This window comes from Rhizobium sp. YS-1r (assembly GCF_000757525.1).
GTDB classification, from domain to species: domain Bacteria; phylum Pseudomonadota; class Alphaproteobacteria; order Rhizobiales; family Rhizobiaceae; genus Neorhizobium; species Neorhizobium petrolearium.
Map to the genome: position 1 here is coordinate 525,818 of NZ_JPYQ01000006.1, position 24,597 is coordinate 550,414.

Annotated in this window: 25 protein-coding genes; 14 read left to right on the forward strand and 11 right to left on the reverse strand. The window is 61.3% G+C overall.

Annotation, left to right across the window (positions count from 1 at the left end; genetic code table 11):
• Positions 1–12: 12 nt before the first annotated feature.
• Positions 13–774: a DUF922 domain-containing protein gene (locus JL39_RS06850; RefSeq protein WP_348270558.1), complete on the reverse strand. Its 762-nt coding sequence runs from the start codon at positions 772–774 to the stop codon at positions 13–15.
• Between JL39_RS06850 and JL39_RS06855 the strand changes: the two genes are divergently transcribed.
• The 6 genes from JL39_RS06855 to JL39_RS06880 all read left to right on the forward strand — a co-directional run bounded on the left by JL39_RS06855 (position 758) and on the right by JL39_RS06880 (position 6,340).
• Positions 758–1,399: a TetR family transcriptional regulator gene (locus JL39_RS06855; RefSeq protein ID WP_037147727.1), complete on the forward strand. Its 642-nt coding sequence runs from the start codon at positions 758–760 to the stop codon at positions 1,397–1,399. The genes JL39_RS06850 and JL39_RS06855 overlap by 17 nt on opposite strands.
• A 161-nt stretch (positions 1,400–1,560) precedes the next feature.
• Positions 1,561–2,403, forward strand: a complete 843-nt coding sequence (locus JL39_RS06860) for a metallophosphoesterase (RefSeq protein ID WP_037147728.1) — start codon at positions 1,561–1,563, stop codon at positions 2,401–2,403.
• 22 nt (positions 2,404–2,425) lie between these two features.
• Positions 2,426–3,721 (forward strand): ABC transporter substrate-binding protein, encoded by a 1,296-nt coding sequence (locus JL39_RS06865; RefSeq protein ID WP_037147729.1) that lies wholly within the window; start codon positions 2,426–2,428, stop codon positions 3,719–3,721.
• Between the two features lie 76 nt (positions 3,722–3,797).
• The gene (locus tag JL39_RS06870; RefSeq protein WP_037147730.1) at positions 3,798–4,748 is read left to right on the forward strand and encodes a sugar ABC transporter permease; all 951 of its coding nucleotides are present in this window, start codon (positions 3,798–3,800) and stop codon (positions 4,746–4,748) included.
• On the forward strand, positions 4,738–5,598 hold the full coding sequence (locus JL39_RS06875) for a carbohydrate ABC transporter permease (RefSeq protein ID WP_037147732.1): 861 nt from the start codon (positions 4,738–4,740) through the stop codon (positions 5,596–5,598). Before JL39_RS06870 ends, JL39_RS06875 begins: the two co-directional genes overlap by 11 nt.
• Position 5,599: 1 nt before the next feature.
• Positions 5,600–6,340, forward strand: coding sequence for a tyrosine-protein phosphatase (locus JL39_RS06880; protein WP_037147733.1), 741 nt, complete (start codon positions 5,600–5,602; stop codon positions 6,338–6,340).
• Between the two features lie 10 nt (positions 6,341–6,350).
• Here JL39_RS06880 and JL39_RS06885 read toward each other — a convergent pair whose 3' ends face one another.
• Together JL39_RS06885 and JL39_RS06890 are read right to left on the reverse strand one after the other, a co-directional pair.
• A complete protein-coding gene (locus tag JL39_RS06885) occupies positions 6,351–7,310 on the reverse strand; it encodes a trypsin-like peptidase domain-containing protein (RefSeq protein ID WP_037147734.1) in 960 nt (319 codons plus the stop codon).
• 100 nt (positions 7,311–7,410) lie between these two features.
• The gene (locus JL39_RS06890) at positions 7,411–8,208 is read right to left on the reverse strand and encodes an NAD(P)-dependent oxidoreductase (protein ID WP_037147736.1); all 798 of its coding nucleotides are present in this window, start codon (positions 8,206–8,208) and stop codon (positions 7,411–7,413) included.
• 185 nt (positions 8,209–8,393) lie between these two features.
• Here JL39_RS06890 and JL39_RS06895 point away from each other — a divergent pair, with 185 nt between their 5' ends.
• The 8 genes from JL39_RS06895 to JL39_RS06930 all read left to right on the forward strand — a co-directional run bounded on the left by JL39_RS06895 (position 8,394) and on the right by JL39_RS06930 (position 16,560).
• Complete coding sequence (locus JL39_RS06895; RefSeq protein WP_037147737.1) at positions 8,394–9,146, forward strand: FadR/GntR family transcriptional regulator; 753 nt, start codon at positions 8,394–8,396, stop codon at positions 9,144–9,146.
• A 74-nt stretch (positions 9,147–9,220) separates the two neighbouring features.
• Positions 9,221–10,126 (forward strand): 5-dehydro-4-deoxyglucarate dehydratase, encoded by a 906-nt coding sequence (gene kdgD, locus JL39_RS06900; protein ID WP_037147738.1) that lies wholly within the window; start codon positions 9,221–9,223, stop codon positions 10,124–10,126.
• A 4-nt stretch (positions 10,127–10,130) separates the two neighbouring features.
• Positions 10,131–11,267: a mandelate racemase/muconate lactonizing enzyme family protein gene (locus JL39_RS06905; protein WP_037147740.1), complete on the forward strand. Its 1,137-nt coding sequence runs from the start codon at positions 10,131–10,133 to the stop codon at positions 11,265–11,267.
• Positions 11,267–12,142 (forward strand): amidohydrolase family protein, encoded by an 876-nt coding sequence (locus JL39_RS06910; protein ID WP_037147741.1) that lies wholly within the window; start codon positions 11,267–11,269, stop codon positions 12,140–12,142. Before JL39_RS06905 ends, JL39_RS06910 begins: the two co-directional genes overlap by 1 nt.
• 54 nt (positions 12,143–12,196) lie before the next feature.
• Positions 12,197–13,171: a TRAP transporter substrate-binding protein gene (locus tag JL39_RS06915; protein ID WP_037147742.1), complete on the forward strand. Its 975-nt coding sequence runs from the start codon at positions 12,197–12,199 to the stop codon at positions 13,169–13,171.
• 86 nt (positions 13,172–13,257) lie between these two features.
• Entirely contained in the window at positions 13,258–13,779 is a 522-nt protein-coding gene (locus tag JL39_RS06920; protein ID WP_037147744.1) for a TRAP transporter small permease, read from the forward strand.
• Positions 13,779–15,059, forward strand: a complete 1,281-nt coding sequence (locus JL39_RS06925) for a TRAP transporter large permease (protein ID WP_037147746.1) — start codon at positions 13,779–13,781, stop codon at positions 15,057–15,059. Before JL39_RS06920 ends, JL39_RS06925 begins: the two co-directional genes overlap by 1 nt.
• 67 nt (positions 15,060–15,126) lie before the next feature.
• Positions 15,127–16,560 (forward strand): aldehyde dehydrogenase family protein, encoded by a 1,434-nt coding sequence (locus tag JL39_RS06930; RefSeq protein ID WP_037147747.1) that lies wholly within the window; start codon positions 15,127–15,129, stop codon positions 16,558–16,560.
• 72 nt (positions 16,561–16,632) lie between these two features.
• Here the strand turns inward: JL39_RS06930 and msrA are convergent, their stop codons facing one another.
• The 8 genes from msrA to ugpC form a co-directional block, all read right to left on the reverse strand.
• Positions 16,633–17,157 (reverse strand): peptide-methionine (S)-S-oxide reductase MsrA, encoded by a 525-nt coding sequence (msrA, locus tag JL39_RS06935; protein ID WP_037147749.1) that lies wholly within the window; start codon positions 17,155–17,157, stop codon positions 16,633–16,635.
• A gap of 85 nt (positions 17,158–17,242) precedes the next feature.
• Entirely contained in the window at positions 17,243–18,424 is a 1,182-nt protein-coding gene (locus JL39_RS06940; protein WP_037147750.1) for a mandelate racemase/muconate lactonizing enzyme family protein, read from the reverse strand.
• 9 nt (positions 18,425–18,433) lie between these two features.
• Entirely contained in the window at positions 18,434–19,345 is a 912-nt protein-coding gene (locus tag JL39_RS06945; RefSeq protein WP_037147751.1) for a dihydrodipicolinate synthase family protein, read from the reverse strand.
• Positions 19,342–20,178 (reverse strand): carbohydrate ABC transporter permease, encoded by an 837-nt coding sequence (locus JL39_RS06950; RefSeq protein WP_037147752.1) that lies wholly within the window; start codon positions 20,176–20,178, stop codon positions 19,342–19,344. Before JL39_RS06950 ends, JL39_RS06945 begins: the two co-directional genes overlap by 4 nt.
• A gap of 1 nt (position 20,179) precedes the next feature.
• Positions 20,180–21,112, reverse strand: coding sequence for a sugar ABC transporter permease (locus JL39_RS06955; protein WP_052182712.1), 933 nt, complete (start codon positions 21,110–21,112; stop codon positions 20,180–20,182).
• A gap of 205 nt (positions 21,113–21,317) precedes the next feature.
• Positions 21,318–22,589: a sugar ABC transporter substrate-binding protein gene (locus JL39_RS06960; protein WP_037147753.1), complete on the reverse strand. Its 1,272-nt coding sequence runs from the start codon at positions 22,587–22,589 to the stop codon at positions 21,318–21,320.
• A gap of 85 nt (positions 22,590–22,674) precedes the next feature.
• Complete coding sequence (locus JL39_RS06965) at positions 22,675–23,481, reverse strand: SDR family oxidoreductase (RefSeq protein WP_052182713.1); 807 nt, start codon at positions 23,479–23,481, stop codon at positions 22,675–22,677.
• Positions 23,478–24,572, reverse strand: coding sequence for a sn-glycerol-3-phosphate ABC transporter ATP-binding protein UgpC (gene ugpC / locus JL39_RS06970; RefSeq protein ID WP_037147754.1), 1,095 nt, complete (start codon positions 24,570–24,572; stop codon positions 23,478–23,480). The genes JL39_RS06965 and ugpC overlap by 4 nt, the downstream gene beginning before the upstream one ends.
• Between the last annotated feature and the right edge of the window lie 25 nt (positions 24,573–24,597).

Below are 24,597 nucleotides of genomic sequence, written 5' to 3' on the forward strand. Positions count from 1 at the left end.
GCCGCGACCGCCTCAGCGCCCGTTCACCAGGTTGAGGATGAGCTGGTGAACATTGCCGCCCTCGCTCATCTCCATTCGGTCGAAATCGCTGCTGCGCTTTCGTTGCGCCTTGGAAATCTCGCCGAGTTTCGCCTGCAGATCAGCCCTCACCTTGGAACATTTTGGATCATTGGCGGCGCTCAGGCCGACGCTAACCCGCTCGATCTCCCTCACCATGTCGACGATGGTGACACCGTGTACCTGTTCGTGTTTGCGGACACCGGTGATGAAGATATCCCATTTCCGCTTGAGATCCGGCGAAAGCGGCGAAGCAGGCTTGGGCAATACATAAGTAATGATCAGCTTCGGCTTTGCTGAAACCAGGGTGCAGGCGCCGCCAGGTTGCGGTTCGTATTTTCGCGTCCAGGTGAGTTTGAAATTGGTATGCGCGATGGCACGAACCTCTCTGCCCACTTTGGGGCCACGCTGTCCGATCGAGGCATAAAGGTCGATTCCGGAATCGCCGGTGATCGGATAGGTCTGGATCTGTTCGATCGGTTGCCAGGTGGTTTGCGCCAAAGCGGATAGCGGCGCCAACACCAGATAACCGACCAGCCAATGAAGTCGAATGCTTGATTTCACAAGATCCTCGAAAGCTCTTGTCAGAATGAATAGCGGCGGAGAGCTAAAGTTCCACTTCAGATACCAGCATGACGCTTCGCTGTCATCGACCCTACACAAACCATGCCTAAGCTGGCGTAGTCGAGGGTGATCGTTCATGCACGGCCGCGCCAATCTTACCGCCATGAGGCTGATGGATGCCTGCGAGCATCTGCTTTGCGAAGCCGAAGCCCTGGAGGATCTGACTGCGCGGCGCATTGCCATCGAGGCGAACGCAACGCCCTCTGCCATTGCCTATCATTTCGGTTCGCAGGAGGAGCTGGTTGCCGCCGTCGCGGAACGGGTCTATCGCCGGCTGAATGCCGAGCGGCTCAGACTGCTTCAGAAGGCGATTGACCGCAGGGCGCCCGATCCGCCCAATCTCGAAGAAGTCATCGCGGCGCTTGTCGGCCCTTCTATCCGGTGGAGCCTCGACCCGACCTCCAGCTATCCGGTCCTGTCTCATTTCACCTCGATGGCGAAGACACATCGGGAGCAGGCTCCGCATTATCGCCGTATTATCGACAATGTGGAGCATCATCGGGCTTTCATTCCGCATCTGAAGCGGATCGCGCCCTGGCTTGACGAAGTGGATATCGGCTGGCGGCTCAATTGCGCCCTTGGAATTCGTTCGCAGGTCACCCGCAGCCGCTCGCGCACCGAGGTGCTGACCAACTACCGGATGAACCTCGACGATCCCGAAATCGTCATCACCCGCATGGTCGAGGTGATCGCCCCGATGTTTCGCCGGATAGCCTGAAGTTTCGAGCCTACCGCCGCCGCGCCTCCTGTTCCCGTTTCGAACGGCATTCGAATTCCGTCACTCCTGCGAAACAAAGTCCTTCTATCGGTCCTCCCACAGGCGGAAACGATCGGGCATTCCCTCGTCCGCTGCCGAGACGTCATCCATGGAGGCATCCGATGCGCCGCGAAACCACATTCATTCACCTGACCGATCTGCATATCGGCACCGCCGACGACGACCACCTGCACAGCGACACGATGGAAACGCTCAACCAGATCCTCGACCTCGTCGTGACCGTGACACCGAAACCGCAATTCGTGATCGCCAGCGGCGATCTCACCAATCGCGGCGATGCGGAAAGCTACCGCCGGATGAAGGAGATCATCGCCGCGAAACTCGACATGCCGGTCATCTATGCACTCGGCAATCACGATACCCGACCGGGTTTCTACGAAGGCATGGGCATCGAGACCGACGATCCGGATGCACCTTACGATCACGATGCCGTCGTCGATGGCATCCATATCGTTACGATCGACTCGTCCACGCCGGGCCTCATCGGCGGAACGATCGATCCGGAACAGTTCGACTGGCTCGCCTCGACGCTCGACAGCCATCCTGACCTGCCGAAGCTGATCGTCGTCCACCATCCTCCCTCTCTGGGTGAGGAACCAGACGCAACACATTGGCGCACAATCCACTTCCCGCAATCGGAACGCTTCCGGAAACTGCTGCAAGGACGCAATATCATCGGCATCCTGAGCGGCCATATCCATCACGACCGCGTTTCCTTCTGGCATGGCATACCGGTCGTGGTGGGCACCGGCCAACATGCTGCAACCGATATCCTGCGCACGGACATCCTGCGCATGGTGCGCGGCGCCTCCTTCGGCATCGGCACGATCCGGTCGTCCGGCCTCACCATGGCCTTCGTGCCGCTGCCGTCCGACCGCGCCGAACTCAACACCTATCCGCTCGAAATGCTGATGGCGCGGGCAACACCCGTCGCCGCGGAATAACCCTCACCCGGGAGAAACCCAAATGCTGCGCAGAACCACACTCAAGCTCATGGCGACGCTCGCAAGCGTTGCCATGACGCCGCTCGGCGCCTTGGCCGAGATGCCGGCCGCGATCGACAGGCCTGTGACGATCAGCTTCTACAACTACAACCTTGCTTCGGCGAGCGCCGGTGCCGATGCCACCAAGGAACTCCTTGCCACGTTCGAGAAGAAGTTCCCGAACATCAAGGTCGAGACGATCGCCGTTCCCTCGAACGAGATCATGTCCCGCGTGCAGGCCGATATCGTCGCCGGCCGCCAGCCGGACGTCGCCCAGCTCGTTTTCCGCGACCTGATCTACATCGCCAGCGATCTCGGCGCCAATGCGCTCGAAGACATGGTGAGCTCCGAAGAACTGAAGGCCCACCTCGCCGGCATGATCCCGAAAGGCCTGGAACTCGGCAAGGTCGACGGCAAGACCTATGGTCTCGCTTATACTTTCTCGACGCCGATCCTTTATTACAATGCCGGCCTCTTCAAACAGGCAGGCCTCGATCCGGATAATCCGCCGAAGACCTGGACCGACGTCGATGCGGCCGGGCGTGCCATCAAGGAGAAGACCGGCAAGAACGGCTTCTTCCCGGGCGCCTACGGCCCGGTCGACGGCACTTTCGTCTATCAGGCGATCGTCATGTCGAACGGCGGCAAGGTGCGCGACGGCAACAAGCTCACCTTCGCGGATACGAATGCCGCCGATGCCGTGAAGATGCTGCGCGGCATGGTCGAAAGCGGTGCGCACGCCAAGATCGACGTCGCAAGCCCCTCCGACACCTTCGCCGCCGGCAATCTCGGCATGTTCCTTTATACCAGCGCGGTCTATGGCAGCTACAAGAAGGCGGCCAAGGACAAGTTCGACCTGCGCATGGCGCCGATGCCCTCCTTCGGCGACAAGCCGACCGCACCCACCAATTCCGGCAGCGCGCTTTACGTCTTCAGCAAGGATCCGGAGAAACAGCGTGCTGCCTATGAACTCCTGAAATTCCTGACGAGCAAGGAGGCCTATACGGTTATCACCAGCAAGATCGGCTATCTGCCGCTGCGCCTCGATATCGTCGACGACCCGAACTATCTCGCCTCCTGGGTCAAGGAAAACCCGATGTTCCGCGCCAACCTGAAACAGCTCGATCACCTGACGGCGAATATCGCTTTCCCCGGCCCGAATTACCGGCAGGTCGAGAAGATGATGATGGACTCGGTGCGCGAAGCCGTGTTCGGCACCGGCGATCCTTCAGCCGTGCTTACAGCCGCACAGGACGAAGGCCAGAGCCTGATGCCCTGACAGCAGGCGAATACCAGGAGATGCCGGGCGGTTCTCACGCCTGCCCGGCACCACAAACTGCATACGGACACGTGTCATGACCGATATCCAGGCCGATCTCGCAAGGCCGCTCGCCCTTGCGCCCAGTTCTCCGACGAAGCGCGAGCAAAACGTCTTCACCGTTCTACCCTGGCTTTACCTGGCACCGGCACTGATCCTCCTGATGATGTGGACCTATGTGCCGCTGGTCGAGGCCTTCCAGCTTTCCTTCTACCAGTGGAACATGCTGCCGACCGCGCCGCAGCGCTATGTCGGCCTCGCCAACTATCAACGCCTGCTGGCGCTTCCGGAAATGCGCGCGGCACTCTGGAATACGCTCTTCTATATCCTCGGCCTCTTCCCCATGTCGGTGGTCATCCCGCTCTTTGTGGCGATCTGGACGCAGGATCTCACCGGCCGCGCCCGGACGGTCTACCGCGCATTGATCTTCGTGCCGATGATCGTAGCCCCGGTGGTCGCCGCCGTGCTCTGGCGCTGGCTGCTCAACGAGGACCAGGGGCTCGTCACGCTTGGCCTCGAACAGCTCGGTTTCGGCCGCATCGGCTTCCTGACCGATCCGAAATACGCGCTGGCGACCCTCACCTGGATCACCGGCTGGAAGCTGATCGGTTTCTCGACACTGCTCTTTTCCGCAGCGAATGCCGGCATCAACCCCTCCTATATCGAGGCGGCCCGTATCGATGGCGCCACCGGCTGGGGGATCATCCGTGATATCCGCCTGCCGCTTCTGTCGCCGACCATCCTGCTCCTCTCGATGATGACGATCCTCTTCGGCGCGCAATGGAGCTTCGCCTATATCAACGTCTTGACCAATGGCGGCCCGCTCAAAACGACCACCAACATCTTCTATCTGCTCTGGGAATACGGCTTCCAGACCCTGTCGGCCGGCTGGAGTTCGGCGGCCGGCATGATCGCCTTTGCCGGTTTCGCAGTCATCGCGGCGGGCTGCCTGTGGCTCATGAAGAGGTTTGCGGTCTATGACAATTGACGCTCGCGACAACCAGCCTCCTATGCCCCTTTCGCCGAATGAAGGGACCACGCGCAGGATCGCCGTGCATGGCATCATGATCCTGCTGTCGGCCCTGTCGATCTTCCCGATCTACTGGATGATCGTCACTTCGCTCCGGCCTGAGAACGAGATTTTCTCAACCCTGCCCTGGCCGTCGAACCCGTCTCTCGAAAACTACGTCTTCGTGCTGACCCGCATTCCGATGCTCCAGATGCTCGCCAACACCACGATCGTCGCGGCGGCGACGGCGGCGCTGCAGGTGCTCACCGGCCTGCTGACGGCCTATGCGCTGGTGCGTTGGCGCATGCGGCTTGCCGGTCTCGTACATGGCCTCATCGCGCTCTCCTGGCTCGTGCCCTTTCAGGTGACGATGATCCCGAACTACGTGCTTGCCTCACGGCTTGGCCTGCTCGACACGCTGACCGGCCTCGTCGTGCCCAATGCCGTGGCGGCCTTCGCGATCCTTCTGCTCTACCATTCCATGCGCTCCTTCCCGACCGAGATCCTGGAGGCGGCACGGATCGATGGGGCGAAGAGTTGGCGCATCCTCTGGCAGATCGTCACGCCGAACATGGGGGCGCCGATCGCCTCGCTTGCGATCATCGCCTTCATCTCGGCCTGGAACGAATATTTCTGGCCGCTGCTTCTCTCGCGCAAACCGGAAAACTCGGTCGTCCAGATCGGCCTGCAGATGTTCATGACCCAGGAAGGCAATCTCTGGGGGCCGCTGATGGCGGCCGCAGCACTCGCCAGCCTGCCGATCCTGGTCATCTACCTCATCCTGCAGCGTCACGTCATCGAATCCTTCATGAAATCCGGAATCCGCTGATATGCTTGCTTGCGAACGCCTGATCGCGCTGGAAGGCGCCCACAATGTCCGCGACCTCGGCGGCTATCCGACGGTGACCGGCAGCCTGACCCGCTGGCGCTCCATCCTGCGCGGCGACGCGCTGCATCGCCTGGGCCCTGCGGACATCGGAATTCTGCTGGACCACGGCCTGACGACGGTCATCGACCTGCGCAACGCCCATGAACTCGCAACAGAGATCAATCCCTTCGCCCGACATGCCCAAGTGCGCTACCACAACACGCCGCTGTTTTCCGCGCTGGCGCCGGTGGAAATGATGGCGGATACCGCATCGGGCTTCGACATGGGCGACCGTTACTGCCAGGCGATCGACGAATGCCGGCCGGCGATCGCCGAAGTGCTCGGGACGATCGCCAATGCGCCGGAAGGCACCGTGCTTTTCCATTGCAGCGCCGGCAAGGACCGCACCGGCGTTATCTCCGCCCTGCTGCTCGCCAATGCCGGTGTCGACGAGGCAACCATCATCGAGGATTATGCATTGACGGCGACCATATCCGGCCCGCTCATCGGCCGGCTTCGGGAGCGCGCGCTCGGCCACGGCGCGGCACCTGCCCTGCTCGATATCGTGCTGGCCTCGGAGCCGCGCAGCATGCGCCGGACTCTCGACCATATTCACACGAACTATGGCGGCATCCAGGGTTATATGAGCGCACTTGGCTTCGATCCGACCATGACGGAGCGGCTCAGGAATCGCCTGTCCTGAACCGGAGGCATCAGTTCTTGGGCCGCGCCGCGGGGACCAGCACCCGGCCGACGATCTGCGAATCGAGATCGTAGACGGAGATCGGCATCTCCTGGCCAATCCGCGTTCCGTCGAGCAAACGGATCAGGTCGTCTGCGCCCGCGACGGGTTGGCCGTCGATCGCCAGGATGAAATCGCCCTCCTTCAGACCCGCCCGATCGGCCGGACTGCCGGGATCGATACGACGGATACGCACCGTCGTTTCCTGCGTCATGCCCGCCTTCAATGCGACCCGACGCGGCAGCATGATCGTATCGACGACGATGCCGATGAAAGCGCGCCGCACATGGCCGAAGCGCAGGATTTCGGACACCACGAAGTTGGCGGTGTTGGACGCGACGGCAAAAGCGATGCCCTGCGCGCCGCGAATTACCGCCGTATTGACGCCCACGACCTCGCCCGAAGCCGAAACCAGCGGCCCGCCGGAATTGCCGGGGTTGAGCGCCGCATCGGTCTGCACCACGTCTTCGATCAGCCTGCCGGTCGAGGCACGCATCGACCGGCCGAGCGCCGAAACCACGCCGCTGGTAACCGACCAGTCGAAGCCGAGCGGGTTGCCGATTGCGATCGCGATATGGCCGCGCCGCAATTTCTGGGAATCGCCAAGCCGTGCCCAGGCCTGCACGTCCATGTCGGCGCGCACCAGCGCGATATCGGTGTCCGGATCGCGGCCGAGTACGCTGCCCTGCCCGACTGCACCATTCGCACTGCGGATGCGCACGGCCTTTGCATCGGCTACGACGTGATGATTGGTGATGATCAGGCCGTCCGGCGAAATGGCGAAACCCGATCCATGTCCCTGATCGCCAAGCCGCTCGATGCGGCTGACGGCGGGACCGACGCGGTCGACCGCACCGGCGACAGTCTCCGAATAGGCGTCGAGCAAGGCACCATCCTCAGGGACTGGAGGATTGATATCGATAAATCCCATGACAAGAACTCCGGAAAACACCCTCTCGGAAAGGAGAAGGTCGTAGAAGGAGCTGATGTGGTGGGTTCAGAGGCCGGAAACAAGAACCGGCAAGACCGGCTCAGTCCTCGGCAAAAATCGGATCCTCGACGAACTTGCCACCCTGGTAGACCGCCATGGCGGAAGTCGGCGCCGGCCGCTCTATGGTCGCTTCGAGTTCGGCGCGATAGATCTCGGCATTGTCCTTCGGCTTCCAGCCGAGATAGGCCGCATGGGAATTATCCCACCACTTGCTGTCATTGTTCGAAATGCCCCAGATGACAGGGCAGCCGAGCATCGGGGCTCGGAAGACGCAGCCGATCAGCGACACAAAATCGTCATAGGACATCCAGCCGGACAGCATACGGTGGTTGACCGGCTTTTCGAAGCAGCTGCCTATCCTGACAACTGCTGTTTCCTGGCCGAATTTTTCGAAATACATGCGGGCCAGCGCCTCCCCGAAGCATTTCGAAACGCCGTAGAGACCGTCCGGCTTCATCGGAGCCTTGACATCGATATGTTCGTCCTGCCGGTAGAAGCCGACCACGTGATTGGAACTCGCAAACAGAATGCGCGGATGGCCGTGGACGCGTGCGGCCTCGTAGAGGTTGTAAAGGCCGAGCAGATTGGCATTGAGGATTTTTGAGAACTTGTCTTCGACGGAAATGCCACCGAGATGAAGGATGCCGTCACAGCCCTCGACCAGCTTCATGACCGCAGCCGCATCGCCGAGATCGCAGGTGACGAGCTCCTCATGCGAGGCCGCAGTGCCGAGATCGGCGATATCCGACAGGCGAAGCGTTTCGGCGAAACCGGCAAGACGGCTGCGCATGGCGCGGCCGAGTCCGCCGGCTGCACCGGTGATCAAAAGTCTCTTCAAGAATCAATCCTCCGAAAGCGGCAGGTCGACCGCTGCGATTCAACTTGTTCGTGACAAGTCGCATCGCTTATCATACATGTCGATGAATACCGGTCAACAAGTCCGACACGGTTCGCCCTCTATGCCCAACTTGACATAGGAGCCAGTGCCATTGTGTCATGCGCCGCAGAGCAAGGAGAAGGCAGATGAGCGTTGAAACGAAACCCGATACCGGCAAGGGATCGAAGACGCTGGTCTCCAAGCTCGGGGATGTGTTGCGCCAGGCAATCACCGCCGGCCAGTTTCCACCGGGCTCGCGCCTGCCAAGCGAAGCGCAGCTGACAGAAGCCCACGGCGTCAGCCGCACGGTCGTGCGCGAAGCGATCGCGGCGCTGCGCGCCGACCGTCTCGTCGAAGCGCGTCAGGGCGCAGGCGTCTTCGTGCTGGAACCGCCCACCTCCGCCAAGGCGCCCATGCTGTCTTTGTCGAACATCGACCTTGCGCGCGTTTCCTCCATGATCGAGCTTCTGGAGCTGAGAACAGCCGTGGAAGTCGAGGCCGCCGGGCTTGCGGCCCTCCGCCGCTCTCCAGCCCAGGAAGAGGTCATCCTCGACCGTCACTACGCCGTCCGAGCCTGCTTGGAAGCCTCGCAGCCAACCAGCGAGGCCGACTTTGCACTGCACCTCGCCATTGCCGAGGCGACCAACAACCCCCGCTTCCGCGAATTTCTGACCATGATCGGTCGCAACCTCATTCCCCGCGCAGCCCTTCGCCCCGACGATTCGGAAACCGATCAAGCCGCCTATATCAAGCTGCTCGACGACGAGCACAACGCCATCGTTGCTGCGATTTCCAATGGCGACGAGGAAGGCGCGCGCGAGGCCATGCGGCGGCACCTGCGCGGCTCGCAACTGCGCTATCGGGCACTCCTCAGAGAGCTCAGGAAATCTGTAAGATGACTTGTTGACACAAGTCCGCACAATCTGTACGACAATTTTGTCTGGAGGAGACACTTACAGAGGAAATCCGCACTATGACGCCCGAAGAAATCAAGACGGTGCTCGGCACCGGCCTTCTGTCCTTTCCCGTGACCCATTTCGATAAGGAAGGCCAGTTCCAGCCGGAAAGCTATCAACGCCATATCGAATGGCTGTCGGGTTTCGAGGCGCCGGTCCTGTTTGCCGCGGGCGGCACGGGCGAATTCTTCTCGCTCTCACCCGGCGAAATTCCCGGAATCGTCAAGGCGGCCAAGGAGGCTTCCGGCAAGACGGCAATCGTGTCCGGTTGCGGTTTCGGCACGCATGTGGGTATCGAGCTTGCCAAGGCCGTCGAGAAGGCCGGCGCCGATGGCATTCTGCTCCTGCCGCACTACCTGATCGACGCACCGCAGGAAGGTCTCTACGAGCATGTGAAGCGCATCTGCCAGTCGGTCGGCATCGGCGTCATGGTCTATAACCGCGACAATTCGGTGCTTCAGGTCGACACGTTGAAGCGGCTCTGCGACGAGTGCCCGAACCTCGTCGGCTTCAAGGACGGCACCGGCGATATCGGGCTCGTCCGGCAGATCACCGCTACCATGGGCGACCGGCTGATGTATCTCGGCGGCATGCCGACCGCCGAACTTTTCGCGGAAGCCTATCTCGGCGCCGGCTTCACCACCTATTCGTCCGCCGTCTTCAACTTTGTGCCAGGACTTGCGGTCGAGTTCTACAAGGCCTTGCGCGCCGGCAACCGCACACGCTGCGAGGAAATTCTGATAGACTTCTTCTATCCCTTCATGGCGCTCCGCAGCCGCCGCAAGGGTTATGCTGTCGCCGCCATCAAGGCCGGCGTGCGCCTGCAGGGCTTCGATGCCGGCAAGGTCCGCCCCCCACTCGACGACCTGACGGCTGAAGAGGAGCAGATGCTCCTGAAGCTTATCGGCTCTCACAAGCGGTGACCCCATGAAGATCGCGTCGGTTCGCACTCATCTTCTCGAACATAAGCTCGATGTCGCCTTCGAGAGCGCCTCCATGCGCTTTGATCGCCGCGCGCATGTGCTCGTCGAAGTCGAGTGCGACGACGGCACGGTCGGCTGGGGCGAATGCTTAGGCCCTGCCCGGCCGAATGCCGCGATTGTTGCGACCTACGCAAACTGGTTGATCGGCGAGAATCCGCTCGAAACAGAGAAGATCTGGGCGCGGCTTTACAATGCGTTGCGCGACCAGGGCCAGCGCGGTCTAGCCGTGACCGCTCTTTCCGGCGTCGACATTGCGCTCTGGGACATCAAGGGCAAGCATTTCGGCGTGCCGGTATCGATCCTGCTCGGCGGTCGTTTCCGCGAGAGCGTCAGGGCTTACGCGACAGGTAGCTTCAAGCGTGACGGCGTCGACCGTGTGGAGGACAATGCCTCGGACGTCGCCCGTTATCGGGATGAGGGTTTTCACGCCACCAAGATCAAGATCGGCTTCGGTGTCGAGGAAGACTTGCGCGTCATCCGTGCCGTACGCAATGCGGCCGGGTCCGATATGCGGCTGATGATCGACGCTAACCATGGCTATGACGCAGTCGAGGCGATCAAGCTCGGCAACGCGGCCGCTAAATATGGCATCGACTGGTTTGAAGAACCTGTCGTGCCGGAACAGCTCGCCGCCTATCGCGAAGTCCGGGCCAGGCAGCCGATCCCGGTTGCCGGCGGCGAAACGTGGCATAGCCGCTGGGGCATGCGCGAACCGGTGGAGACCCGTGCCGTCGACATCCTCCAGCCCGATCTCGCCGGGGTTGGTGGCTTTACGGAGGCCAAGCGGGTCGCCGACCTCGCGGCGCTTCACGGCGTTCGCGTCGTGCCGCACGTCTGGGGTACAGCCGTCCATATCGCCGCCGCGCTGCAATTCATGGCGGCAATGATCCCGAGCCCGGTTCGCGTCAACCCGATCGAACCGATCCTCGAATTCGACCGGACCCACAATCCATTCCGTCAGGCGGTGATCAAAACGCCGATCGAACACGAGCGCGGCGTGGTCGACATTCCGAACGGCCCAGGCCTCGGGATCGAGATCAATCGCGACGCGCTCGCAGAATTCCGCATGGGAGACATCTGATGCTCGTCCGCACCCTTTCCGGCAATCCTCCCAAGACCAGGCTGCCGAAGGGCGCGGTCGATACACAGATGCATGCCTATTTGCCGGGCTTTCCCTCCCTGCCCGGCGGCCCGGGTCTTCCGGCGGGAGAACTGCCGACGCCTGCTCAATATCTCGAACTGATGCGCTGGCTCGGTATCGAGCGGGTCATTGTCACCCAGGGCGATGCCCAGCAGCGCGATAATTCCAATCTCAACGCCTGCCTTGCAGAATTCGGTTCGATCGCCCGCGGCGTTTGTGTCATCGATAGCACAACGTCGGAAGAGGAACTCGACCGCCTCTCTGCCGCCGGCAATGTCGGCGCGCGCATCATGGATTTGCCGGGTGGCGCCGTAGATTTGAGCGAGCTCGAAGCGGTCGATGCCAAGGCCGCCTCGCGGAATTGGATGATAGCGGTCCAGTTCGACGGCAGCCACATCCTCGATCATGAGGAGCGCCTCGGGAGACTGAAATCCCGCTGGGTCTTCGACCATCACGGCAAGTTCTTCTCCGGCGTAACGCCCGACAGTCCGCAGATCGACGCCGTCAAGCGTCTGATCGACGGCGGCAACTGCTGGTTCAAGTTCGCCGGCGTCTATGAATCTTCGAAGGCTGGCGGCCCGGATTATGCCGATGTCGCAGCCGTTGCCCGCGAAATCGCCAAATACGCACCGGACCGCATCGTCTGGGGCACCAACTGGCCGCACAATCTTGCCCGCGAACAGGCAGATTACCCGGATGACGCGGCACTGACCGACACGGTGCTTGGCTGGCTTCCGGACGAAGCGGCACGCTATCGAGCCCTCGTGGAAAACCCGCAAGAGCTTTACGGCCTTCCCGGCTGGAAGCCGGAATAGCCGAACCTTACCGGAGCAGAGCGCTTCGGAATCTTTTTATCAGAGGAGGAAGACATGAAACTCACCAAAATGCTGGGCTTGGCGTTTGGCCTTGCGCTGGCTGCGACCACCGTCCATGCACAGGAGATCACGCTGCGCTCGGCCGATATCCATCCGGATGGCTATCCGACCGTGGATGCAGTGAAATATATGGGTGAGTTGGTTTCTCAACGCACCAACGGCCGCATCCAGATCCAGGTCATGAACAACGCCGTCCTCGGTCAGGAAAAGGATACGATCGAACAGACCCGCTTCGGCGTCATCGACATGAACCGCGTCAACGCTGCGCCGTTCAACAACCTCGTACCGGAAACGACCGTCCTCGGTCTTCCTTTCCTGTTCCGCTCCACCGAGCATATGCACAATGTCGTGGACGGCCCGATCGGCGACGAAATCCTCAAGGCTTTCGAGCCGCATGGCCTGATCGGTCTTGCCTATTACGACTCCGGGGCGCGTTCGTTCTACACGACCAAGAAGCCGATCGAGAAGCTTGCCGATCTCAAGGGCATGAAGATCCGCGTCCAGCAGTCCGATCTCTGGATTGCCATGATGGAGGCTTTCGGCGCCAACCCGACCCCGATGCCGATGGGCGAAGTCTATTCCTCTTTGGAAACCGGAGTTGTCGACGGCGCTGAAAATAACTGGCCGTCTTATGAATCGGCGCGTCACTACGAGGTGGCCAAGAATTACACGCTGACCGAACATTCGCTGAACCCGGAAATCCTGGTCATCTCGAAGCTCTCCTGGGACAAGCTTTCGCCGGAAGATCAGCAGATTGTCCGCCAGGCCGCCAAGGATTCCGTCGGCAAGATGCGTGAATTGTGGACGGCCCGCGAAAAGTCGTCCGAAGAAAAGGTCCGCGCCGGTGGCGCAAATGTCATCAAGGTGAACAAGGACGAGTTCGCCGCGGCAATGAAGCCGGTCTACGACCGCTTCGTGACAGATCCGAAAATGAAGGATCTTCTGCAGCGCATCCAGGACGTGAAGTAATCCAGAACTGAAGGCCGGCTCTCAACATGAGGGCCGGCCTTTTTGCATGCCGGCGGTCAGCGGACAGCTGGCAAGGAGGAAGGACCATGAGGAATTTCATGCTGACTATCCGACCCGTTCTGGGCGTGCTCAGCCGTTTATCGCTTTACATCGCCGGTCTCGGCATCGTCGCAATGACTCTCATCGTCGGTTGGCAGGTCTTTGGCCGCTACGTCCTGAACGACTCGCCAAGTTGGTCTGAACCGCTCTCGCTCTACCTCATGTCGTGGTTCATTATGCTGGGTGCCGCTGTCGGTGTGCGGGAAAGCGTGCACCTTGGGCTCGATATCGTGCGCTATGCCATGCCGCCGGCGATTCAGAAGACCATGGACCTCATAAGCCTCGGCCTGATCGTGTTGTTTGGCATTGGCATGACCTATTATTCGGCGCTGCTTGCAATCGGCACCTGGTCCGCCACGATTCCGGTCCTCGGCTGGCCGGGTGGCACCGATTTCTTCCCCATGATCGTCGGCGGCGCGATGATCGCCCTCTTTTCCCTCGAACGTTTCGTCGACATCGCGATCGGCGAAGAAATCCCGGCTGATATCGTTGTTCAGGAGGCCGTGTGATGGCCTATGCTATTCTTTTCGGGTCCTTCACGGCCCTCATGCTGATCGGCATGCCGATCGCCTTTTGCCTCGGCATCGCTTCGTTCGCAACCGTGCTCTACCTGGGTCTGCCGCCGATCGTCGTCTTTCAGCAACTGAATTCCGGCATGAATGTCTTTGCGATGATGGCGATCCCGTTCTTCATCTTCGCCGGCGACCTGATGGTGCGCGGTGGCATCGCCAACCGGCTCATCCGCTTTGCGGCGGGCCTCGTCGGCCACCTTCGAGGAGGCTTGGGCCAGGTCAACATCGTCGCCTCGACGCTGTTCGGCGGGATCTCCGGCTCTGCCGTCGCGGATGCTTCCGCCGTCGGCGGACTGATGGTTCCGCAGATGGCAGCACGCGGCTATGACAGGGATTACGCGGTAAACGTGACGGTAAATGCCGCGATCATCGCGCTGATGATCCCGCCATCCCACAACATGATCCTTTACTCCATCGCAGCGGGCGGCAATGTTTCTGTTGCCGATCTCTTCACGGCCGGAATTGTACCGGGCCTGCTGCTTGCGGCCGCGCTGATGGTGACCGCCTATATCGTGGCACGCCGCAAGGGGTATCCATCCGAACCCTTTCCGGGTATCGCGCGTCTGGGCTACTATCTCCTCGCGTCCTTTCCCGGCATCCTCCTGATCGGCATCATTTTCGGAGGAGTCCGCTCCGGCGTTTTCACGGCGACGGAAAGTTCCTGCATTGCGGTCCTTTACGCCTTTCTCGTCGCCATGCTTGTCTACCGGGAGCTCGATTGGGCAGGATTCATCGAAGCGGTGATGGGCGCAGTGCGCACCACTGCCATGGTCCTGCTCGTTATCGGTACCGCCGCCTCTTTCGCCTGGCTGATGGCCTTCCTGCAGGTGCAGACGCTGATGATCGGCACGATCCGCGCCATATCGGACAATCCCATCATCGTGCTTCTCGTCATCAACATCGCACTTCTGATTCTCGGCACCTTCATGGATATGGCGCCGCTGGTCATCATCTCGACACCTGTCCTGCTGCCGGTCGTCAAGGCGTTCGGCGTGGACCCGGTGCATTTCGGCGTCGTCATGATCCTGAATGCCGGCATCGGTTTGAATACGCCGCCTGTCGGAACGGTGCTGTTCGTCGGCTGCGCTGTCGGCGGCATTACGATCCGTGAAGCAATGCGAACGATCTGGCCTTTCTTCGGCGCCAGCATCGCTGTACTGATGGCAGTGACTTACATCCCGGCTCTTTCGCTCTGGCTGCCGAGCCTGTTCAGATAAGCGCGAAGCATATCATTTCCTGCCGGTCCCGCCCCAGGCGGGGCCTTTCACATGAAAGGAGAGGTCCATGACCATCTACCAGAACTTGATCGCCGGCGAATGGGTCGGCTCCGAGGCATCGAAGAACATCAGCCCGTCGGACACCAATGACGTGGTGGGTATGTATGCCCAGGGCAGCGCGGAAGACGCGAAACAAGCGATCGCCGCGGCCAAGGCTGCTTTCCCGGCCTGGTCGCGCTCCGGCATTCTCGAGCGCCACGCGATCCTCAGAAAGGCCTCCGACGAAATCCTCGCCCGCAAGGACGAACTCGGAACCCTGCTCGCCCGTGAAGAAGGCAAGACGCTTCCCGAAGCCACCGGCGAAGTCATCCGCGCCGCCCAGATCTTCGATTTCTTCGCCGGCGAAACGCTGCGCCTGACCGGCGAAGTGGTTCCCTCCGCCCGTCCGAACATCGGCGTCGAGATCACCCGTGAGCCCCTCGGTGTCATCGGCATCATCACGCCCTGGAATTTTCCGATCGCCATTCCGGCCTGGAAGATCGCGCCGGCACTCTGCTATGGCAACACCGTCGTCTTCAAGCCGGCCGATCTCGTGCCCGGCTGCGCCTGGGCGATCGTCGACATCCTGCACCGCGCCGGCCTGCCGAAGGGTGTGCTCAACCTCGTCATGGGCCGCGGCTCGGTCGTCGGGCAGGCGATGCTCGACAGCCCGGACCTCGCCGGCATCACGTTTACCGGCTCGACCGGCACGGGCAAGCGCGTCGCCATGGCCTCGATCGAACATAACCGCAAGTTCCAGCTCGAAATGGGCGGCAAGAACCCGATGGTTGTTCTCGATGACGCCGATTTGAACGTCGCCGTCGAAGCCGCCGCCAATTCCGGCTTCTTCTCAACCGGCCAGCGCTGCACCGCCTCCTCGCGTCTCATCGTCACCGAAGGTATCCATGACAAGTTCGTGGCGGCTCTGACGGAAAAACTGAAGACGCTGAACGTCGACAACGCGCTGAAGGCCGGTACCCATATCGGCCCGGTCGTCGACGACAAGCAGCTGAAGCAGGACACCGATTACATCGAGATCGGCAAGCAGGAAGGCGCCAGGCTCGCCTATGGCGGCGAGGTCATCAAGCGCGACACGCCCGGCTTCTATCTGCAGCCGACCCTCTTTACCGAGGCCACCAATCAGATGCGCATCTCGCGCGAGGAGATTTTTGGACCGGTCGCATCGGTCATCCGGGTGAAAAACTATGAAGAGGCCTTGGCCGTCGCCAATGACACGCCGTTCGGCCTCTCGGCCGGCATCGCTACGACGAGCCTGAAATACGCGACCCATTTCAAGCGCAACTCGGAAGCCGGCATGGTGATGGTCAATCTGCCGACGGCCGGTGTCGATTTCCACGTGCCGTTCGGCGGCCGCAAGGCTTCCTCCTTCGGTCCGCGCGAGCAGGGCAAATATGCGGCCGAGTTCTTCACCGTCGTGAAAACTGCATACACGCTCGCCTGATAGAATCGGCTCAAACAAAAAGGCGCTGCCGTCGCGAAACGGCAGCGCCTTTTCTTGTTCGGATATGACCGGCTATTCAGCGGCAGCGACACTGGAGCGCTTGGGCAGCTTCCAGTTCGGGCGCGGGAAATGACAGGTATAGCCGTTGGGATAGCGCTCCAGATAGTCCTGATGCTCCGGTTCCGCCTCCCAGAAATCGCCGACCGGCTCTACTTCCGTCACCACCTTGCCCGGCCACAGACCGGAGGCGTTCACATCGGCGATCGTGTCTTCTGCGATACGCTTCTGTTCATCACTGACATAGAAGATTGCCGAACGATAGCTCGTTCCGATGTCATTGCCCTGGCGGTTCCTGGTAGTCGGATCATGGATCTGGAAGAAGAACTCCAGGAGATCGCGATAGTTCGTCTTGGCCGGATCGAAGATGATCTCGATCGCCTCGGCATGGGTTCCGTGATTACGGTAGGTCGCGTTCGGCACGTCGCCGCCGCTATAACCGACGCGCGTCGAGATCACGCCCGGCATACGTCGGATCAGGTCCTGCATGCCCCAGAAACAACCGCCTGCCAGGACGGCCCGTTCGGTAGTCGTCGTCATGCTTTCCTCCTTCGGTTTGGGATTTGCCCCTAAAATGGCGCTCCGCAGGCGGGAATTCAATGTCGTCTTGCCAGTGAAGAGGCCGTCACCGTCGGATGGCGAACTCGAACACGTCTTCCTTCGGCTCGACGCCGAGGCCGGCGCCGGTCGGCACGATATAGGTGCCCTCGCCTGACGCCATGTCGCCCTTCGTATAGGTGAGGTTCCGGTCGAAGATCGAGTGCTGGTACTCGTGATAGGGCACGCTCTGCAGCGCCGACGAGGCCTGCAGGCTGGCGGCCATGAAAATGCCGACGCTGATCGAGGCATGCGGCATGATGTTCATGTGGAAAGCCTGCGCCATCTGGCCGATGCGGGTGAATTCCGTGATGCCCGTATGGCCCATTTCCGGCTGCACGATGCTCATGGCACGCGCCTCGAAGCGCGGCCGGTATTCATAGGTGGTGCGCAGCTCCTCGCCGAGTGCCAGCGGCACGCCGATGCCGGCCGCAACCCGCGCCTGGCCCTCGAGATTTTCCGGCTGCACCGGCGCTTCCGCGAAATAGAGATTATAGGGCTCCAGACGGCGGATGATGCGGATCGCCTCGCCCGCCTCGAATTTCCAGTGCAGGTCGACCATCAGGTCGATATCCGGGCCGACGGCCTCGCGCAACGCCGCCATCTCCTTGACGAGATCCTCTTCGGAAACCACCGCCGCGAACTTGATGCCCTTGTAACCCTTGCCGACCCAATAGGCAGCAAGATCGCAACGCTCCTTCAGCGTCGCCTTCGGCAGGCCGGAGACATAGGCGCGGATCGTGTCGTATCGCCTGCCGCCGAGCAGCGTGGAAACCGGCACACCAAGATTCTTGCCGGCAAGGTCCCAGAGTGCAATGTCAACGCCCGCCAGCGCATCGAGATAGTAACCGCCGAAGAAACCCCTCACCCGCATCAGATCGTAGAGATCTTCGTGGATGACCGCCGCATCGCCCGGATCGCGGCCGATGATGACCGGCCCGAGCACGTCGTCGATGATCGCCTTGGTCGCCTCGGGCGTCACGATGCCGTAGCACTCGCCCCAGCCGACCTTGCCGCTTTCGCCGATCACCTTGATGAGCAGCGTCATATCGGTCGAGGGATAGATGGTGCGGTTGCCCTTTCGGATCAGATAGCCACGCTCGTTGATCGCCTCGCCTTCCTTCAGCGGTCCCAGATAGGGCACTTCGCGCGGAATGGAGATGATGAAGGTCTCGACTGAGACAATCGCATCGACGACGTTTTTCGGCATGGTCCCGGCTCAGTTCGGCTTGTGATTGGTATAGGGCAGATCGGCCTCGGCCAGAAGCAGCGCCAGTTCCTTCGCGTCGCCCTCGTCGAATTTCGGCCCCTTGCCGCGCACGAACGTGTGTCTGATGACGCCGCGGCGGCGCAGCACTTCCTTGGTCATGTGCATGCGGAAGATCGCCTGGAAATTCAGGAGCGGCAGCGAGACATTGTAGAGCTTTCGCGTCGTCGCGACGTCGCCCTTTTGCCACGCATGGATCATCTGCGCATGGATATCGGCAAGCTCGGCAGCCGGCATGGTTCCCGCCGCTCCGCGCGCAAGCTCGTCGGTGATGTAGCGCCCGCCGGCCCCGCCGAAGATCGCATCCAGCGAACCGTTGGCGGCCGCCTTGATGCGGGTGAGATGCTGGCCGCAGGGGGCGGTCTCTTCCTTCACGTAGCGGATTTCCGGAACGGCGTGGGCGATCGCCGCCACCTCTTCCGGCGTCAGGCCCGCCCCGATCGGCTTCGGCTGGTTCTGCAGCATGATCGGCACGCCGGCGTTGGCTGCGACTTCTCTGAAATACGCGATCTGCGCGGCGATGTCATTGCCAAGCGACAGCGGTGCCATCACCATGGCTGCCCCTGCCCCGATCTCGGCCGCCTGCGCCACATGCTTCGCCGCCGCCTTCGGATCCGGATCGCTGGCACCGATGATGATCGGAATGCGCCCGCCGATCCGTTCCGCCAGCAGTTCTACCTGCCGCTTGCGTTCCTCGGGCGTCAGCGTATCCACCTCGCTCGCAACACCCGGATAAACGACGCCGTCGACATCGCTTTCGAGCGCGAAGTCGATGATCGCCAGAAAGTCCTGTTCATCGATCGAACCGTCATCGCGGAATAACGTGGGAAGAACGGGGAAAGCTCCGGCTAAAGGTTTGGTCATTTGACTGCTCCGGCGGTGACGCCTTGAATGAAGTAACGTTGGAGGAACATGAAGGCCGCTACAATGGGTGCGGATGCGATCAGCGATGCCGCCATGGCGCCGCCCCAGTCGGAATTGACCTCGTTGAGATAGGTGAGAAGCAGGCCCGGCCCGATCGTGCGCTTGTCCTCCGAGACGATCAGCGTCATCGAATAGAGAAGGTCGTTCCAGGACCACATGAAGGAATAGAGGAAAACGGTGACGATCGGCGGGATCGAGATCGGAATGACGATCGTGTGGAAGATACGGAGATCGCTTGCGCCGTCGGCCCGAGCGGCGTCGATCAGCTCGTCCGGCACCTGGGAGAAATAGCTGTAGAGCATATACGTCGAGACCGGCAGCGCAAAGACGATGTAGCTCAGGATCAGCCCCGGTCGCGTATCAAGCAGGTTCAGTTCGCTCATCAGCGGATAGATGGAGATCAGCAGCAGACCGAAGGGAAACATCTGCGCCGACAGCATGAACAGCATCACCGGCTGCCGGCCGATATAGCGGTATTTGGCAAAGCTGAACCCGGCATAAAGCGCCAGAAGCGTGACCAGCGCGGCGCTGCAGGTCGAGGTGATCAGGCTGTTCATCAGGTACATCGGCAGCCTGCCGGTGGTCAGCGCCCGGATGAAATGTTCGAGACTTGGCACGGTCGGGAACGGCGTCGGCACGACCTGATAGAGTTCGGCATTCGCCTTCAGCGACGAGATCACCAGCCAATAGAGCGGGAAAAACAGGAAGAAGCCGATCACCGCGAGAGCAGCGAAGAAGACGATCCTTGCGGAGCGTGAGGAGAGGTCGAACATATCAGTTTCCCTTCACCAGCATGCGCAGATAGAGGAAGGCCGGCGGCAGCAGAGAAGCGACCCAGAGCACGCCGACGGCGGAGGCATAACCGATGTCCCATTGCTCGAAGGCCCGGCGATAGACCTCGACGGAAAGCACCGTCGTCGCACGCACAGGACCGCCGCCGGTCAGCGCGTAGACGGTGTCGAACTGCTGCAGATTGCCGATCACCCCGAGCACCACGACGATGATCAGCACCGGGCGCAGATGCGGCAGGATATGGTCGCGCAGAACTGCAAAGTTTCCGGCGCCGTCGACCCTGGCCGCATCGATCTGCTCCTTGTCGAGGTTCTGCAGCCCGGCAAGGAAGAAGGACATGAAGAGGGGGATGGAGAGCCAGACCTTGGTCAGCACCACCGCGAGCATGGCGCCTTGCGGCGTAGAGAGCCAGGCCTGCGGGAAATCGATGAGGCCGAGTTCCATCAGGAAGGCGTTCAGCACACCGTAGCGTGCGTTGAAAATCCAGCCCCAGACGAAGGCGCTGACCGTCGAGGGCAGAACCCAGGGCAACAGCGACAGCGACCGCAACACGCCACGACCGGCAAAGGGCTGGTTCATGATCAGCGCCCAGCCGAGTCCGGCAACCAGCGTGCCGAGCGTCGTCAGCGTCACGTAGATCGCCGTCGTCCAGAAGGCCGCCCATACGTCCGGATCGCTCGCGATTTTCGCGAAGTTCTCGAAGCCGATATAGCGCGGCTCCATCATCTCGACGGTGAATTCGAAGAGCGACAGGCCGAGCGCGGAAAGGAACGGATAGAGGATAACCACCGAGAAGGCCATCGCCGCCGGCAGGAGCAAAAGGAGACCCATCCGGCTCTGCCCGGCTTTCAAGCCTCCCCGGTTCGCATGCGGCGAGACCGGATAGGCTTCGAGATTGTTTTCGATCACGGCCATGAGGTCATTTCCTGTTGGTCTTGTATCTGGCTGCCAGCGGGTTGCGCATGAAGCGCCCCTCATCCGGCGGCCGCCACCTTCTCCCCGCTCGCGGGGACAAGGACATATGCCGCACTGTTTCCATCGTTCTCCAGCGCCGCTCGGAGCACGTCCCCTCTCCCCGTAGGCGGGGAGAGGGTTAGGGTGAGGGACAAACCCCGGGCAACTATTCCGACTTTTTGGCCTTTTCCATGCTGGTGGTCAGACGCGCCTGCATTGACTTGACGGCATCGTCGGTGGACTTCTGGCCAAGCAGCGCGCCCTGCACTTCCTCTCCGATGATCTGCGTAAGCTCCGCCGCATTCGACCAGATGCCGACCTCGTTGCGACGGGCATCCCCCGTCGCCGCCGACCAGTTCTTGAGATAGGCGTCACTGGCAACCGCCTCGCGTGCGGACTTGGTGACCGGCAGCGCGCTCATCTTCAGCGGAAGGTCCGTCTGTACCTTGTCCGAAAGGAGGTACGTCAGGAACTTGTCGGCCGGATCATCCGCCTTGGCTTTGCCGCCGGCCGCGAACTGCACCAGGAGATGGCCCCATTGAACAGACACCGGCTTGTCGCCCGCCTTCAGAACCGGCGTCGGCATAGGCAGGACATTGGCGTCGAATGCTTCCCCTTTACCGGAGAAATCGCGAAGGAAGGTGCGGGTCTGCGGCGCGTCGAGATAGAAGGCGGAGGCGCCCTGCGCCATCAGGCGGCGAGAATCCGGGCGATCGATTTCCGGAGCGGCCAAGCGATCCTTCATCAGGCTGACCATGAAGTTCAGCGCGTCGCGGCCCTGCTGGCTGTCGACCACGACCTTGCCGGCGTCATCGATAATGCGGCCACCGTGGACCCAGTTCCAGACCATGAAGTCGATCAGGATCGAACCATTGTTCTTGGTCGCCATCGTGTAAGGGACCGAGTTCGGCACCTTGTCTCGCACCGCAACGAGCGCCTTTTTGAAGTCGTCGATGGTCTTCGGCGCTTCGTTGATGCCGGCTTTGGCGAGCACTTCCTTGTTGGCGACCATGCCGATCGAACCGGACAGAAGCGGCACTGCCAACTGCTTGCCGTTGATATTGCCCATGGCGAGCGCATCCGGAGCGAAGGCGGCTTCGAGCTTGTCCTTGCCGTAGACAGTGTTCAGGTCGACCAGATTGTCGAGGCTCGCGAAGGTCGGCAGCCAACGTTCGGAGAGCTGGGCGATATCGGGTAACGTCTTGGAGCGGGCGCGCAAAAAGATGTTCTTCTGCATGTCGCCCCAGGCGAAGCCGAGCGGCTCGACCGTCAGCTTGTCCGTCTTCTGGAAATCATCCAGGACGCCCTGCACGATCGCCTTGTTGGCCTCCTCCGCATAGGTAAAGCTCATGAAGCTCAGATCGGCTGCCTTGACGGCACCGGTACCGAGCGCAAGTGCGATTGCCGCAGTACCGATCAGTCTGGTTATGCTGTTCATCAGATCCTCCCAATGAAACGATGATGGAACTCTGTTTCAACTCAAAAAAGGTCAAGCGGCGAGCGCCGGCAACCGCGTGGCTCCCCTATACGACGCCCCCGTCCACAATGAATGTCTGCCCTGTGATGAGGCGGGAATCGTCCGCCGCAAGAAAGAGCGCCATACGGGCGATATCCGGCGGCAGCAGATGCTCCTTGAGGCACTGAACCTCGAGGTATTCGGAAAACTTACCCTGATAGACACGCTTGGCGCGCTCCACCTGGCGCTCGGTCAGCACCCAGCCGGGCGCGATTGAATTGACGCGGATGTTGCGGGTGCCGAGCTCGCGGGCGAGCGATTTGGTCATGCCCATGACGGCGGATTTGGCCGTCGTGTAGAAGATCAGACCTGCTGCACCGCGCATCCAGGAGATCGAGCCCATGTTGATGATCGACCCGCCCCCGGTTTCCGCCATCTCAGGCACGACGGCCTGCGCCGCAAAAAACTGATGGCGTAGATTGGTCTGGAATCGCTCATCCCAATATTCCGGCGTCACCTCTTCCAGCGGCCTGCGGTCGTCATTGCCGGCATTGTTGATGAGAGCCCGGATCGGCCCGATCCCGGACCGCAGCACTTCGACGCCCGCTTTCAGCGCATCGATGTCGCGCAGATCCGCCGCACGATAGAGCGGTTCATTGCCGATCTTCCCGCCGATCTTTTCCGCCGTCTCGGCTGCCACATCGGCGTTCAGTTCGAGGAAGCCGACCTTGCAGCCCTGGGCGCAGAAATGCTCGACCAGCGAGGCGCCGATGCCCGAGCCGCCGCCGGTGATCAGCACGCCCTTGCCCCTGAGGCTCGGATAGGTCGCGGCCTCGACATGAACCTTTTCGATGAGTTCGGGGTGGACGGTCATGCGGCCTCCAGGGCGACGGGACGTGCAGACGCAAGCGACAGGCCATCGGCGGAAAAGACATGGACCATCGCCGGATCGACATGAACGCCGATCGGCTCGTTGCGGTTGACGGCCCGGTCGCCGGAAAGCCGCACCACGACCATCTCTTCCGAACCTTCCAGCGCCACATAGGCGTAGGTATCGCTGCCGAGATGTTCGGTGATGGTGACCGTGCCGGCCAGCGAATCCGGTGCACCGCGGCTCACGAGTTCCACATGCTCCGGCCGGATGCCGATTTCGGTGGGCGCAGCATTGAGATTGCGCGGCAAACGCACGTCGCCCCCTGGCACGCTGAAGATGCCCTCGGCTTTTCTGGCTTCGAGTTTCAGAAAATTCATCTTCGGACTGCCGATGAAGCCCGCCACGAAGCGATTGACCGGTTTGTTGTAGAGGTTAAGCGGCGAACCGATCTGCTCGACACGTCCGGCATTCAGGACGACGATCTTGTCGGCGAGCGTCATCGCCTCGATCTGGTCATGAGTGACGTAGACCATGGTCGTGCCGAGGGTTTCCTTCATCCGGGCGATCTCGATGCGCATCTCGACGCGCAGCGCCGCATCGAGGTTCGACAGCGGCTCGTCGAACAGGAAGATGCGCGGCTCGCGTACGATCGCGCGGCCGATCGCGACGCGCTGGCGCTGACCGCCGGAAAGCTGGCGTGGCTTGCGCTCCAGATAAGGGTCGATACGCAGCTTTTGAGCCGCCTTGGCGACGCGGGTGGCAATCTCCTCTTTCGAAATGCCGGCAAGCCGCAGCGCATACCCCATATTCTCTGCCACCGTCATGTGCGGATAAAGCGCATAGGATTGGAAAACCATGGCGATGCCGCGCTTGGCTGGCGGCACATCGTTTACCAGCTCGCCGTCGATCGCCATCTGGCCGGACGTGATCTCGTCAAGGCCGCAGATGAGACGCAACAGCGTCGATTTTCCGCAGCCGGACGGGCCAACGAAGGCAACGAATTCGCCATCCTCGACCGTCAGGTCGATGCCCTTCAGCACCTCGGCCGAGCCGAAGGACTTGCGGATATTCTTCAATTCAAGCTTGGCCATGGGTTCCTCTTTCCTAATCTCTTCC